This is a genomic window from Flavobacterium sp. CG_23.5, assembly GCF_017875765.1.
GTDB lineage: Bacteria > Bacteroidota > Bacteroidia > Flavobacteriales > Flavobacteriaceae > Flavobacterium.
Genome location: NZ_JAGGNA010000001.1, coordinates 2,908,129 through 2,922,240, shown reverse-complemented (window position 1 = coordinate 2,922,240; position 14,112 = coordinate 2,908,129). Strand labels below are relative to the sequence as shown.

Annotated in this window: 10 protein-coding genes and 2 tRNA genes; 6 read left to right on the top strand and 6 right to left on the bottom strand. The window is 33.0% G+C overall.

Going from position 1 to position 14,112, the window contains the following annotated elements; genetic code table 11:
- Window positions 1-30 precede the first annotated feature (30 nt).
- Genes H4V97_RS12635 through H4V97_RS12625 form a run of 3 tightly spaced genes read right to left on the bottom strand, consistent with a single transcriptional unit; the run spans window position 31 to window position 2,213 of the window.
- Window positions 31-786 carry a carboxypeptidase-like regulatory domain-containing protein gene (locus tag H4V97_RS12635; RefSeq protein ID WP_231385425.1) on the bottom strand — a complete coding sequence of 252 codons (756 nt, stop codon included), beginning with the start codon at window positions 784-786 and terminating at the stop codon, window positions 31-33.
- Window positions 776-1,504 carry a carboxypeptidase-like regulatory domain-containing protein gene (locus H4V97_RS12630; RefSeq protein ID WP_196849780.1) on the bottom strand — a complete coding sequence of 243 codons (729 nt, stop codon included), beginning with the start codon at window positions 1,502-1,504 and terminating at the stop codon, window positions 776-778. The genes H4V97_RS12635 and H4V97_RS12630 overlap by 11 nt, the downstream gene beginning before the upstream one ends.
- Window positions 1,491-2,213, bottom strand: a complete 723-nt coding sequence (locus H4V97_RS12625; protein WP_231385424.1) for a carboxypeptidase-like regulatory domain-containing protein — start codon at window positions 2,211-2,213, stop codon at window positions 1,491-1,493. Before H4V97_RS12625 ends, H4V97_RS12630 begins: the two co-directional genes overlap by 14 nt.
- Before the next feature lie 216 nt (window positions 2,214-2,429).
- On the opposite strand from H4V97_RS12625, the gene pepE reads away from it, so the two are divergent.
- Window positions 2,430-3,137 carry a dipeptidase PepE gene (gene pepE / locus H4V97_RS12620; protein WP_196849778.1) on the top strand — a complete coding sequence of 236 codons (708 nt, stop codon included), beginning with the start codon at window positions 2,430-2,432 and terminating at the stop codon, window positions 3,135-3,137.
- 137 nt (window positions 3,138-3,274) lie between these two features.
- Here pepE and H4V97_RS12615 read toward each other — a convergent pair.
- From H4V97_RS12615 to H4V97_RS12605, 3 genes are all read right to left on the bottom strand, one after another.
- Window positions 3,275-3,350 (bottom strand) — tRNA-Gly (locus H4V97_RS12615).
- A gap of 48 nt (window positions 3,351-3,398) precedes the next feature.
- Window positions 3,399-3,471 (bottom strand) — tRNA-Gly (locus H4V97_RS12610).
- Window positions 3,472-4,012: 541 nt separating this feature from the next.
- Window positions 4,013-4,735 carry a murein L,D-transpeptidase catalytic domain family protein gene (locus H4V97_RS12605; protein WP_196849777.1) on the bottom strand — a complete coding sequence of 241 codons (723 nt, stop codon included), beginning with the start codon at window positions 4,733-4,735 and terminating at the stop codon, window positions 4,013-4,015.
- A gap of 188 nt (window positions 4,736-4,923) precedes the next feature.
- Here H4V97_RS12605 and H4V97_RS12600 point away from each other — a divergent pair, with 188 nt between their 5' ends.
- The 5 genes from H4V97_RS12600 to H4V97_RS12580 all read left to right on the top strand — a co-directional run bounded on the left by H4V97_RS12600 (window position 4,924) and on the right by H4V97_RS12580 (window position 14,111).
- Window positions 4,924-7,311, top strand: coding sequence for a DUF5916 domain-containing protein (locus tag H4V97_RS12600; protein ID WP_209549883.1), 2,388 nt, complete (start codon window positions 4,924-4,926; stop codon window positions 7,309-7,311).
- Window positions 7,312-7,514: 203 nt separating this feature from the next.
- A complete protein-coding gene (locus H4V97_RS12595) occupies window positions 7,515-9,932 on the top strand; it encodes a DUF5916 domain-containing protein (protein WP_209550306.1) in 2,418 nt (805 codons plus the stop codon).
- 141 nt (window positions 9,933-10,073) lie between these two features.
- Window positions 10,074-11,591: a 2,3-bisphosphoglycerate-independent phosphoglycerate mutase gene (gene gpmI / locus H4V97_RS12590; protein ID WP_196849775.1), complete on the top strand. Its 1,518-nt coding sequence runs from the start codon at window positions 10,074-10,076 to the stop codon at window positions 11,589-11,591.
- 135 nt (window positions 11,592-11,726) lie between these two features.
- Window positions 11,727-12,398, top strand: coding sequence for a TetR/AcrR family transcriptional regulator (locus H4V97_RS12585; RefSeq protein ID WP_196849774.1), 672 nt, complete (start codon window positions 11,727-11,729; stop codon window positions 12,396-12,398).
- A gap of 45 nt (window positions 12,399-12,443) precedes the next feature.
- A complete protein-coding gene (locus H4V97_RS12580) occupies window positions 12,444-14,111 on the top strand; it encodes a peptidase domain-containing ABC transporter (protein WP_209549882.1) in 1,668 nt (555 codons plus the stop codon).
- The last annotated feature ends 1 nt before the right edge of the window (window position 14,112 follow it).

Genomic DNA, 14,112 nt, shown 5'->3' with positions numbered 1-14,112 from the left:
TTTATAGATTTTTGCAAAATCCATGCCGATTTAGTTTTCAAAAGCGGTAATTTTTTTATATTCCTTATTTTTAGTAACCAAGAAATCCATCAATTGAAATTCATTTTCAGGTTTAAGAAGCATTTTAGATTTGGGATCGTTCTCACAAAAAATAAGAAAAAGTCTAATTTCATCATCATTTAATTGCAATGTAGTGGAAAAAAAATCATACCCAATTCTTTTCAAAGCAACTTCGGTAAAACTTTTATTTTGAGTAAAATCTATTATCTCCGGATTGTTTTTTCTTAGTATTTTTATAACATCTTTATAAAGGCGTACAAAGTTTGTTCCGTTTTCTATTGTTCCATCGGAAAGCATTGTTCTATTCTTTGGCGAAGACTTTTCATCATCAAAATATTGCTTGTCAACAATTGCCTGCGTGTTTGCGCTTACTGGTTTTATGATTTTTTTTGGAGGCACAATCACTTCGCCCAATAGATTTGTAAAAGCATCCAATTTCACTCTTAAAATGGGCGCCGAAATTTCTCGTTCAGTAAGAACAATTTTTTTCGATTTGAATGTTAAACTCGAAAAAACCAAGGTGTCATTGACTTTTGCCAAAATACTAAAAAACCCATTCGAACCAATAAGAATTCCTGTTTTTGAATTTACATTAAAAACAACGACATTTTCTAACTTAATAGAATCATTTACGATCCGACCATGAACCGTTTTTCTTGTCAATACCTGACCCAAACAAAATTGACAAAATAAACACAAAACTAGGATTGCTATTTTATTTTTCATTTTCAATAGTTTTATTGTACTTTTCAGCTAGAGTGACAATCAAAAACATGACTAAGGTTTTGTTTTTCGTTTCCAATGCCTCTGAAAACCTAGCATCTTCAACACAATAATATTGAAATCCCCGGATGTAATCATACGGAATTCTCAGGGTTTCAATATAATACTTATCATCAAAAAGGATTTCCATTCGAGCCAACGAATGTTCCTTTTTTTCCACCACAATTTCTTTTTTAAGCATTGCTTTGCGCCCGGAAATTGTGTTTAGTAAACCATCGATACCTCCCCCAGAAGTAGCAGTGTACAATTTTCGTTCTGCTGGGGTGTATTTTTTTTGTCCGTAAGGAATAATTCCAAGATTTTCTGCCGTGATTTGTGAATTCTCATTGACAACAACTTCTTTTAAAGCAATACTTTTGGATGTCATACGAATTTGAATTTCATTTGACACTAATTCTTTCTTACTGACTTTCCTACGTAAAGTTACGAGATTAACTGCTGAAATCACCAAAATATCGCCTTCTTTTACAAAAAGTGAAAAGAGACCGTTTTTATCAGAAGTAGTCGTTATTTGATTTGTTGAATTTGATATATTCACTCCTTCAACAGCAGTAGAATCAGCAATAATTCTTCCTTGAATTTCTTTTCCGTTGCTATTTTGCCCAAAAACAATTTGAGTCAGTAGCAATAAAACTAACAGTAGTGTATTATTTATTTTCACTGGCGGTAATTTCGTTAAACTTAGCCGCTAATTCTCCTAGTAAAAATTCGGTTACGGTTATATTATTTGAATTTAGAATTTTGATAAACTTTTCATTTTCTACCGCATAATACTCAAATCCCTTCACATATTCCGAAGGTATTTTTAACTTCTTCATAAAATAATCCATATCAAACATATTTTCTAATTTTCTCAAATATGATTCCTTTTTTTCGACTTCAATCTCTTTTTTTAGCATTTTAGTCCTTCCGGAAAGAAAATTTAATAAAGGATCCGCAGAAATCGAACCACCAGCCATTCCCCTCACACTTGCACTTGAAGAGGCATTAAGATCGGTAGCAGTATACAATTTACGCTCTGCCTCCGTATATGACTTTTGTCCTTTTGGAATAATTCCCAGCGATAATGCATTGATATTGCTGTGATTTTTAACGATGACTTCTTTTAATTGATTCACAATTGGCATCATCATCACAGAAAATAAATCTTGTTCAAAAAAAATTTTGGTTAAATTAACCTTTATCGCTCTAAATTGAATGGCTGAGAACATTAGTGTGTCGCCAACTGCTGCGGGAATGGAAAAATAGCCATCCTTATCAGTAATTGCAGCTTTTTCAGTTTTCAAATTGATGACGTAAACCCCCTCGAGGTTGGACAAACCCGTACTAACTTTTCCATTCAATTGTACTGGAATTGTTTCTTGCGCCATTGCCTTAGTAGCTATTAAAATAAAAAAAACACAAAGGGCTCTAGTCATCAGTTTACAGTCAAATTCCAATAATTGTAGTTCAGTAAAAGTATCTTACTATATTCTAAATTAATTACTAATGACTTGGTAAAAATATGTTAATTAAAAACTTAAGAAAGCAACTTTAAAAAGCATGATTTAATATCTTTATCCCAAAACTATCTATTACCACATAAAATGAAAAACAGCATTATCGCCAGTACCTCCACTCTTCACGGTGGAGACTATTTAGACTATATTTTACCTGAATTACAGTTACATTTCAAGGAATGCGCAACAATTCTTTTTATTCCTTATGCACGTCCCGGAGGTATTTCACATGAGGATTACACTGAAAAAGTTACTTTGGCTTTCGCCAAAATAAATATAGCCGTGAAAGGAATTCATGAATTTGAAAATGCGGCATCAGCAATCCAAAACGCGGAAGGAATTTTTACCGGTGGTGGCAATACGTTTTTATTGGTATCCCAATTGTACAAAAACAACAGCATGATCGTTCTTGCAGAAACGGTGAAAAACGGGACTCCATATTTAGGAACTAGCGCAGGAAGCAATATTTGTGGATTAACGATGCAAACCACTAATGACATGCCTATTGTTTATCCGCCAAGTTTTAAAACTTTGGGACTAATTCCTTTTAATTTGAATCCTCATTATCTAGATGCCGATGTTCAATCGAAACATATGGGGGAAACTCGCGAAACCAGAATACAAGAATTTCATGCTTTCAACTCGGTTCCTGTATTGGGACTGCGAGAAGGAAGTTGGCTAGATGTAAAAGGGTCAACAATTATTTTGAAAGGGAATTTATCAGCCCGGCTTTTTAGACAAAACCAAATTCCGGTAGAATTAGAAAGCGGAACCGATTTAAGTTTTATAAAATAAAAAAAACCGTCTTGTTGTAAAATGAGACGGTTTTTTAAAAAGAGCGAAAGACGAGGCTTCCCGTATCCCTTCGTTCAAGGGATAAACTTCTCGCACAACTTTAAAATAAAAAACCTCAAACAAAAGTTTGAGGTTTTTGGAGCGAAAGACGAGGCTCGAACTCGCGACAACCAGCTTGGAAGGCTGGAGCTCTACCAACTGAGCTACTTTCGCATTAAAACAATAAAATAAAAAACCTCAAACCAAAAATTTGAGGTTTAGAGCGAAAGACGAGGCTCGAACTCGCGACAACCAGCTTGGAAGGCTGGAGCTCTACCAACTGAGCTACTTTCGCATTAACAACGGTGCAAATATAGAGAATAAAATAGGTTCAATGCAAGTTTTTTTTTTGAAAAAAATCACAAACTCACTTCCAAAAGCCTTTTAATAAAGCATCTCTTATACATAAAGAATTTAATATGAAATTATTATACCTTTATATTGCAGAAAAATTATTTTGAAAAAAAATGTAAAACAGCTAAGAAATAGCTGCAAAAGAAACTTTTTCAGCAGACCAACTTGTAATTCAAACTGAAAAGTTGTCATTTTGATGGTTGAAATTTAGAGACCACCCTTCATTATGCTGGTTTACACAATGAGCAAGTAGCAGGAGTAATCTCGTTTTATAAGAATTTCAAAGTATTATTCGAACAAAAAATCGCTATTTAATTCGAGGAATAGCACTTTGAAAAATTATAGAACGAAAGGATTAGATAAAGCATTCATTATTCATTGTGAGCGATACTTTTTTTTTGATAAAAAAAAATGGCATACTAAAAATAGTATACCATTTTAAATCGAAAATATTCGAGAATATTTTATTATGTTCAAAAAAATCAGGAAATTAATTCCGACCTCAATTTAAAACTTCTTGAAGGATGATAGATAAACAAACATGATTTGTTTTTTATCGCATTGATGATATCCTTAGATAACTCTACCGGTATAGCAGGACAACCTTGGCTTCTTCCTAACCTATGGTTGCTCTTTACAAATGAATTAGAAACATAATCCGCAGCATGCATAACCACGCCTCTATTTCTAGCATTATCATTTACACCCTTTTCTAATCCATCAAGCTTAAGAGACATTCCATGTTTGCCGTTATAAATTTCACCTGTTGAGTAAAACCCTAAACTACTTTTAAAAGACTCTGCCGAGTTGGAAAAAGAAGAAGCAAAATCATCGCCAGTATTTCTTCCATGTGCAACAAGAGAGTTATACAATATAGTATTTGTTGTCAAATCGATTACCCAAAGTCTTTTGGTACTCGATGACAAACTAAAATCTACTAAAGTCAAAATGTCTTTTTGAACTAATCCTTTTTCTTTCAACAAATAAAAACCTTTCAGGGCTTCCGTGAAACTTTCCAATTTAGGCAAGCCAAATTGGTTGGAATGCAGACTACTGTAAACCATTTCAATCTTAGCATCTATGCTAGAGGTTGTTACTTTAGCATAAACTGCAGGTTTAATGCTCTTTGGCTCAGAAAAATTTGTTTTGCTTGGAGTAAATGAAAAAAGCAAGAATAGAATTGCAGGGAATATCTTATAAATCATTGAATAGCTTTAAGTTAAACATTAATTTGAGATGGCAAACGTACGCAAAATTATACAGTCGAAACTAAAATTAAGATAAATTTAATCTTTATAGAACGCAAAATCATCTTAATTATTGAGTTTATTGTCACAAAATAATCACTTTGTATGTTAATTTTGTTATTTTTGTTTGCTTACAATCCTAATTTATGACGAAATATCAGTATTTGCCTTTGCTTTTTTTCATTATTTGCAACATTACAACTTATAGCCAAAAAAAAGTTCTTCATGCTAAATCCATAAATGAGAACATTACTATTGACGGCAAAATCAACGAAGAGATTTGGAAAAATAGCGCCGTAGCCACTGATTTTGTCATGTACGAACCTGATAACGGAAAACCAATTAGTGCTGATAAAAAAACAGAAGTAAAAGTATTGTACGATAACAATGCCATTTATATTGCTGCTATATTATACGATAACGAGCCTGAAAAAATAAAAAAAGAAATAACCAATCGCGATGTTTTTGGTGTATCTGATGTTTTTTCGGTTTATATTAACGGATTCAATGATGGACAGCAAGATTTTAGATTTTTCGTAAGTTCAGCAGGTGTTCAAATGGATTGTTTGGCAACCGAAGACAATGAAGATTTTACTTGGGACGCCATTTGGGACAGTAAAGCAACCCTTACTGACTTTGGTTGGGTCGTAGAAATGAAAATCCCTTATGCAGCTTTACGATTTTCGAATGCTGAAAAACAAACTTGGGGCATCAATTTTATGCGTGAAATAAAACGCGATGTTCAAAAATACACTTGGAATAGAGTGGACACCAAGATTGGCGCAGTAATTCCACAAGCTGGAATCCTTGAAGGAATAGAAAATATTAACACTCCAACCCGCCTTTTTTTAATACCCTATATTTCAGCATACCATCAACAAGATGCTTTTGCTTCTGACAGAACATTCAAAGCTGGTTTAGATATAAAATACGGAATTAATGATTCCTTTACACTGGATGCCATTTTAGTTCCTGACTTTGGACAGACAAAATTTGACAATGCTATTTTAAATCTCGAGCCTTTCGAGCAAAGGCTTGATGAAAACCGCCCTTTTTTTACTGAAGGAACGGATCTATTTAATAAAGGCGGATTATTTTATTCCAGAAGAATTGGTGGGGCACCGAGTACAGAACCACAAATTGCAGATAACGAAGAAATCACAAATTATCCTAGTAGCGTAAAATTAATCAATGCTGTAAAAGTATCAGGTAGAACGGAGAAAGGTTTAGGAATTGGTTTTTTGAATGCTATTACTAAAAAAACGTTTGCTACTATTAGAAATAATGACACCAACGAAACCAGAAAAGAAGTTATTGAACCTTTAACGAATTATAATGTATTAGTTTTTGACCAGCGCTTTAATCAGAACTCATCTGTTTCGTTTGTAAATACAAATACGACACGTAATGGAGAATTTAGAGACGCAAATGTTTCCGCACTATTATTTGACTTGAATACAAAAGCAAATACTTATAGCTTATTTGGTGATTTTAAATACAGTTCCATAAACACAATCGAAGATTATACAGGCTTTAAGACGGCATTAACCTTTGCAAAAACAAGCGGAAAATATCGATATTATGTTTCCGGAAAATATCTTTCACGAGATTATGACATTAACGACTTAGGAATTATTTTTTACACCAATTATCATAGTGCTTTAGCTAACGCCAGCTACAGAATATTGAATCCCATAAAATATTTCAATACATTTAAGGTCGAACAGGAACTGAATTTAGAAATTCAAAATACCACTGGCAAATTGCAAGAAGGTTGGTATAAAACGGTTATAAAGGCAAGATCACGAGGCAACAATTATTTTGAATTGGCATTGGTAATAATCCCATCCGAAACGTTCGATTTTTACGAGCCACGTGAAAACGGAAGATATTTACAAATCCCAAGGAGAATAGCATCTTATTTTGGAACTGAATTCAATAGCAATAATGCTTTTACTTTTGACTTCACTCCAAGTTTTACGCTATTTGACCAAGACGGCAGAATTACTTATGGCCTAGCTTTAGGTCCGAAATACAGGTTTAATGACAAATTTTCACTCTCCTATATATTAGATTACACCAACAAAAAAAATGATATAGGATGGGCGGCATTTGATAAGGCGGGAATTATTTTTGGTGAACGAAATAGAGAAATATTACAAAATGACCTCACGGGAAAATATGCCCTAAACAATAAAATGACGATCAATCTTACCGCAAGATATTATTGGTCCTATTCCCAAAATCATGAATTTTTCACGCTCCAAAACGACGGTTATTTAATTCCGAATCCTAATTACATCAAAAATAAAGATCGGAATTTTAATTCATGGAATTTTGATTTATCCTATTCATGGTGGTTTGCACCCGGAAGTGAAATTTCATTCCTATATCGAAATTATTCCCTTGAACGAGCCAGCACTGTTGAGAAAAATTTATCTACAAACTTTAAAAGTGTTTTTAATGGCAATCTAACAAATGTGGTTTCCGTAAGTCTTCGCTATTTTATTGATTATAATGTGATAAAAAATTAAATTTAAATTTCAGATTACAACTTCATCTCTTCAAAATATGATCGAAAAAAAGAAAAATTTTTCAATTGTATAAATCCGACCGTAAAGTAAATATTCGTTTTTATTCAAAATAATTGTAACAAATATTTAAAAGCATAGTCTATTAGTGAAATTAGGTTTTTTTGAATCTATTTTCATCAATCATCACAATCAATCAAAAAATGATGCACAAAATACTTTATTGCTGCGTACTTCTATTTTCAATTCTTGGCTATAGCCAAAAAAAAGTATTACTAACTAAATTCATTTCGGACAACATAAACATTGACGGGAAAATAGATGAAAACATCTGGAAATCAGCTCCAATTGCTACTGATTTTATCATGTTTCAACCCGATAATGGCAAGCCAATTCCCGAAAATAAAAGAACCGAAGTAAAATTATTATATGACAATGACGCGATTTACGTTGCCGCATTAATGTATGATAATGAGCCTAAAAAAATCTTAAAAGAAATTACACAAAGGGATAATAACGGTACTTCCGACTTATTTGGGGTTTTCATAAATGGTTTTAATGATGGTCAACAAGATTTTCAATTTTACGTTTCGGCATCCGATGGCCAAGCAGATTGTATCGTAACCGATTCAAATGGCGAGGATTATTCATGGGATGCGGTATGGAAAAGCAAAGCGGTAATTACTGATTTTGGTTGGGTTGTAGAAATGCGAATTCCGTATGCAGCATTGAGATTTTCTAGTGAAAACAAACAAAAATGGGGACTCAACTTTTTTCGAGAAATAAAAAGAGACAAACATAAATACACGTGGAATTTCATTGATTCAAAATTAGGTACTTTCACGCAACAGACAGGAGTACTAGAAGGCATTGAGAATATAAAAACACCTACGCGTCTTTTTCTTTTGCCCTACTCCTCTTTTTATGTCAATGCCAGTAAGGGACAAAAAACCTACGGGACGCTAAAACGTGGTTTAGATATAAAGTACGGAATAAACGATGCTTTTACGCTCGATATGATCCTTATTCCGGATTTTGGTCAAACAAAATACGATGATAAAATTTTGAATTTAGGTCCTTTCGAACAACAATTTAATGAAAATAGGCCTTTTTTTACCGAAGGGACGGATTTGTTTAGCAAAGGAAATTTATTGTATTCCAGAAGAATTGGTGGAAGTCCATCAAATTATCCAACAGCTTCATCTACTGAAACAATTATTGATAACCCTGCAAGTGTAAATTTAATCAATGCGTTGAAAATTTCGGGAAGAACAAAAGACGGTTTGGGAATAGGAATTTTAAATGCCGTAACCGAAAAAACCTACGCAACAATACAAAATAATAATACTGGGGAAATTAGAAGAGAGGTTGTAGAACCTTATGCTAACTACAATGTATTAGTTCTGGATCAGCGCTTTCATAAAAATTCTTCGGTGTCATTTATTAATACCAATGTAACTCGAAACGGAAGTTTTCGTGATGCAAATGTATCGGCATTAGTTTGGGATTTAAATACTACAAAAAACACCTATAATCTTTCGGGGAATTTAAAATACAGTTATATCAACGATACCGAAGATAAGAAAGGGGTGTTTTACTCCTTAAACTTTGGTGAAACGAGTGGGAAATATCGATACAGTTTTGGAACCGAAGGTGTTTCGAAAGATTTTAACAGCAATGATTTAGGTATTAATTTCGAAACTAATTATTACAATTTTTACGCAAATACAAATTACAGAATTCTAAATTCAACAAAACATTTCAATTCCTTTAATGTGAATTTAAATATGTATTCGCAATTTCAAAAAGAGACCGGGAAAATACAAGGAAATAATATCAATTTTAACATTAACGCATCAAATAAAAAAAACCATTCTTATGGCTTAAATATGAGTGCCAATCCTCTTGAATCATATGACTATTATGAATCCAGAACTGCAAATAGATTTTTGATTTTTCCCAAAAGGATTGGCACTAACATGTACTTCTCGTCAAATTACAACAATAAATTCGCGATGGATGTAAGCACTTCTTTTACTAAACTAAGTGAATCCGGAAGAAGTTCTTATGGCGTATCACTCGGGCCCCGATATCGATTCAGCGACAAGTTTTCTTTGGTTTATAATTTTAACTTTTTTAGACAAAATAACAACAAAGGTTTCGTCGACAGTATTGATGAGGACCAGAATGCAGCGACGCCAAACGCTATTATCTTTGCCAATAGAAACGTACTCACTTATTCCAACACACTTTCGGGAAAATACTCACTCAACAGTAAAATGACTTTTAATATTGCTTTGCGCCAATATTGGTCTTATGCGGAAAATAAAAACTTTTTATCATTGGAACAAAACGGAAGACTGGCTGATTACATGAATTACACCCAAAACAAGAACTCCAGTTTCTATTCCTGGAATGCTGATTTATCTTATTCGTGGTGGTTTGCCCCAGGAAGTCAGGTCTCGGTTTTATACAGGAACAATGCTGCCAACTTTGAACGGGACATCAATAAGGATTTTGGTAAAAACGTAACTAATTTATTGACTAACGACCAACTAAAACATGTATTCTCCATCAGTGTTCGTTATTTTATAGATTACAATTCTGCAAAAAACATATTCTAATTTGCGTTAATTTTAAAAAAAAGCCTCTTACGCATTAAAATTGTCATTATATGTTATCGTTATGCAACGAATGAATAATAGTAGTTTTGAATCATTCGAACATTTTTAGAAATACTTTATCTTTGCTTAAAATATATTCCAATGAACAAAAAAGTAATTCTGATGATATTGGACGGATGGGGAAAATCTCCTGATCCTAAAGTATCTGCAATTGATAATGCTACTATTCCATTTATAAATAGTTTATACAAAAATTACCCAAGCGCTCAACTTCGAACCGATGGTTTGAATGTAGGATTACCAGAAGGGCAAATGGGAAATAGTGAAGTAGGACACATGAATCTGGGTGCAGGAAGGATTGTGTTCCAAGATTTGCCTAAAATAAATCTGGCAGTCGCCAATAATACGTTGGCAAAAGAACAAGTGCTAGTGGATGCATTTACTTATGCGAAAGAAAATCACAAAAAAGTACATTTTTTAGGTTTGGTTTCTGATGGCGGTGTCCATTCTCACACCTCGCATTTACGCGGATTGATTGATGCTACACAACAATACGGATTGACAGACGTGTTTGTTCATGCCTTTACCGATGGTCGCGATGTTGATCCAAAGTCAGGTGTTAATTATATACAGCTTCTTGAAAATTACATCGCAAATACTCCTGTTAAAATTGCCTCGATAATTGGTCGCTACTATTCTATGGATAGAGATAAACGTTGGGAACGTATAAAACTGGCCTATGATTTATTGGTGAACGGAACAGGAAAACATTCAAAAAATGCTGTTGCATCAATTGAAGAAAGTTATTTAAACAATGTAACTGACGAGTTTATTAATCCAACGGTTATCGTGGATGAAAATGATAAACCACTAGCCACTATCGAGGAAGATGATGTTGTAATTTTCTTCAATTTCAGGACAGATAGAGGTCGTGAACTTACCGAAGCATTGTCGCAAGAAGATTTTCATGAGCAAAACATGCATAAACTCAATTTGTATTATGTAACGCTTACAAATTATGATGAAACTTATAAGAACATAAAAGTCGTTTACAATAAAGACAACATTACCGAAACATTAGGAGAAGTTTTAGAAAAAGCCAATAAAAAACAAATTCGCATTGCCGAAACAGAGAAATATCCACACGTGACTTTCTTCTTTTCAGGTGGAAGAGAATTACCTTTTGCAGGAGAAAGCCGAATCTTAAAAAACTCTCCAAAAGTGGCCACTTATGATTTACAACCAGAAATGAGCGCTTTCGAACTTGCAGATGCATTGGTTCCTGAACTCAATAAAGGAGAAGTCGATTTTGTTTGCCTTAATTTTGCCAATGGTGACATGGTAGGTCATACCGGTATCATGAGTGCCGCAATAAAAGCGTGTGAAGCCGTTGACAAATGTGTTGAAAAAGTGATTACCGCAGCATTAGCAAATGATTACACTACAATTGTAATTGCCGATCACGGAAACTGCGAAACCATGATTAATCCTGATGGCAGTCCAAACACAGCGCACACAACAAATCCGGTGCCTATTATCTTGGTTGACAAAGAATTGAAACAAATACACGATGGTGTTTTAGGAGACATTGCTCCAACGATATTAACGTTGATGGGAATTGAAAAACCAGCCGTTATGACTTGTCATTCGTTACTATAAAAGGTATTGTAGTTCCACAACTTATATAATTTAAAATGGAAGCTGTCTCAATTGAGGCAGCTTTTTTTATAAATAAAAGTTAAAATTTCATAATTAATAGTAATACTGTTATCTTTGCGTGAAATATAATTACTTATGAATACAATCCTATCTAATCTGAAAATACAAGTCAACGAAAAAATCTACGTTAAAGACCCTGAAACTTCTGCTTTGGGCAAAAAAATCATAGAACAAAGCATCCTTTTGATAGATGAAATTGGTTTTGATAATTTTACCTTTAAAAAATTAGGAGAAAAAATAGGTTCCAATGAAAGCTCTATCTACCGTTACTTTGAAAATAAACATAAATTATTGGTTTATTTATCCTCTTGGTATTGGAGTTGGATGGAATACAAACTTGTTTTTACTACAACAAACATCAGTAATCCAAAAGAAAAACTAAGGAAAGCATTAACTATTGTAACCGAAAAAGTGGATGACGACCACAAAACGGAACACATCAATGAAGCAGTTTTGAACAAAATTATCATTGCTGAATTTACAAAAACATTACACACTAAAGAAGTAGATCAAGAAAATAAAGAAGGCTTTTTCCTTATTTATAAAAGGGTGATTAATCGAATTGTAGGTTTTGTAAATGAGGTTAATCCCGAATATCCTTTTGCCAAATCACTTGTTTCCACAATCGTTGAAGGAGCATTACATCAACATTTTTTAAAGGATCATTTAAAAACTATAACTAATTGCAGTCAAACTATTTCGCCAACTGACTTTTACATTGATCTAGTAGAGAAGGTTTTGAGCTAAATAGTAACTTTAAAATTATAAAATAAACTCATTGCACATAAACATATGACACCACTAAAAAGATTTTACAATTTACTGGAACTAGACAAAAAAGATGTTTCCCAAATATTTTTCTACGCCATTTTTGCGGGATTAATTAGTTTATCGCTTCCCTTAGGAATACAAGCTATTATCAATTTTATTCAGTCAGGAAGAGTAAGTGCTTCTTGGATTGTACTTATTGTTTTAGTTGTTTTTGGCGTGGCTTTGGTAGGGATTTTGTCTTTAATGCAATTGCGAATCACTGAAAACCTGCAGCAAAAGATATTTGTTCGGTCCTCTTTTGAATTTGCGGCACGCTTACCAAAAATAAAATTCGAGGAATTATATGATAGTTATCCTCCAGAATTAGCAAATCGTTTTTTTGACACGATGACTATTCAAAAGGGGACGTCAAAATTACTAATTGATTTTTCAGCAGCATTGCTACAAATTACTTTTGGAATTATTCTCTTGTCATTATATCATCCTTACTTTATTGTTTTTGGAATACTGCTACTGTTTTTATTGTATTTCATCTTCAAATTTTCGTATCATTCTGGATTAGAAACAAGTTTAAAAGAATCTAAATTCAAATACAAAATAGCAAGTTGGTTGCAAGAAATAGCTCGGAATAATTTTAGTTTTCGAAAGGAAATTAATTACAATTTTGCTCTACAAAAAAATGATGGTTTGGTTGCTGATTATCTTACTTATCGTGAAAAACATTTTAGTGTCATAAAAAGGCAGTTTACGCAACTTATTATTTTTAAAATTATAATAACGGCAAGTTTACTATCCATTGGAGGCTTTCTAGTTTTAAGTCAGCAAATGAATATTGGACAATTTGTCGCGGCAGAAATCATTATTTTATTAGTAATTAACTCTGTCGAAAAAATCATTATTGGTTTAGAAACTTTTTATGATGTTTTAACTTCCATCGAAAAAATTGGACAGATAACCGACATGAATTTAGAGGAAATACAAGAAACGGATCTAGAAAATCTAAATTATCTCACTGACATTACATTAGAAACTGAAAATGTAAAATTTAAATTTCCTGATTCAAATGAAACTATATTAGGTGCTATTTCTTTAAAAATTAATCAAGGAGAAAAAATATTCATTGAAGGTGAAAATGGTTCTGGAAAAACGACACTTATCCGAATATTATCCGGTTTGTTGCAGCCCACATCCGGTTCATTTTTCATAAATGACGATACTTTTAGAAAGATTGATCTAAAGCAGTATCGATCCCAAATAGGAAGTATTATTAATGATGAGACCCCATTTGAAGGAACAATTTTAGAAAACCTGACTTTCAATGATAAAAATATAAGTCAGGAAGATTTAAAGTGGGCTATCACTGGTGTTCAATTAACATCGTTAATTAAAACATTACCAAAGGGGTTGAACACGAAAATTTTTCCGGAAGGAAGGCAATTATCGTCTTCCAATGCACAGAAAATCCTGTTAGCCAGAAGTATTATCCATAAGCCAAAAATACTATTTTATGAAGATCCAACTGACACTATGGATGAAAAAGTAGCTAATGAAATAATTGATTTCATCACTTCAGAAAAAAACAAATGGACCATTATTGTTTCTTCAAAAAATCCGTATTGGATAACAAAATGCGACCGTACAATCACCATTCAAAACGGAGCTATTCAATTTGATTTAAAAAACAATTAGT

Excerpts from the sequence above, each read along its gene's own strand:
- H4V97_RS12635 (WP_231385425.1), bottom strand. The coding sequence starts at position 786 with ATGAAAAATAAAATAGCAATCCTAGTTTTGTGTTTATTTTGTCAATTT.
- H4V97_RS12625 (WP_231385424.1), bottom strand. The coding sequence starts at position 2,213 with ATGGCGCAAGAAACAATTCCAGTACAATTGAATGGAAAAGTTAGTACG.
- pepE (WP_196849778.1), top strand. The coding sequence starts at position 2,430 with ATGAAAAACAGCATTATCGCCAGTACCTCCACTCTTCACGGTGGAGAC.
- H4V97_RS12605 (WP_196849777.1), bottom strand. The coding sequence starts at position 4,735 with ATGATTTATAAGATATTCCCTGCAATTCTATTCTTGCTTTTTTCATTT.
- H4V97_RS12600 (WP_209549883.1), top strand. The coding sequence starts at position 4,924 with ATGACGAAATATCAGTATTTGCCTTTGCTTTTTTTCATTATTTGCAAC.
- H4V97_RS12595 (WP_209550306.1), top strand. The coding sequence starts at position 7,515 with ATGCACAAAATACTTTATTGCTGCGTACTTCTATTTTCAATTCTTGGC.
- gpmI (WP_196849775.1), top strand. The coding sequence starts at position 10,074 with ATGAACAAAAAAGTAATTCTGATGATATTGGACGGATGGGGAAAATCT.
- H4V97_RS12585 (WP_196849774.1), top strand. The coding sequence starts at position 11,727 with ATGAATACAATCCTATCTAATCTGAAAATACAAGTCAACGAAAAAATC.
- H4V97_RS12580 (WP_209549882.1), top strand. The coding sequence starts at position 12,444 with ATGACACCACTAAAAAGATTTTACAATTTACTGGAACTAGACAAAAAA.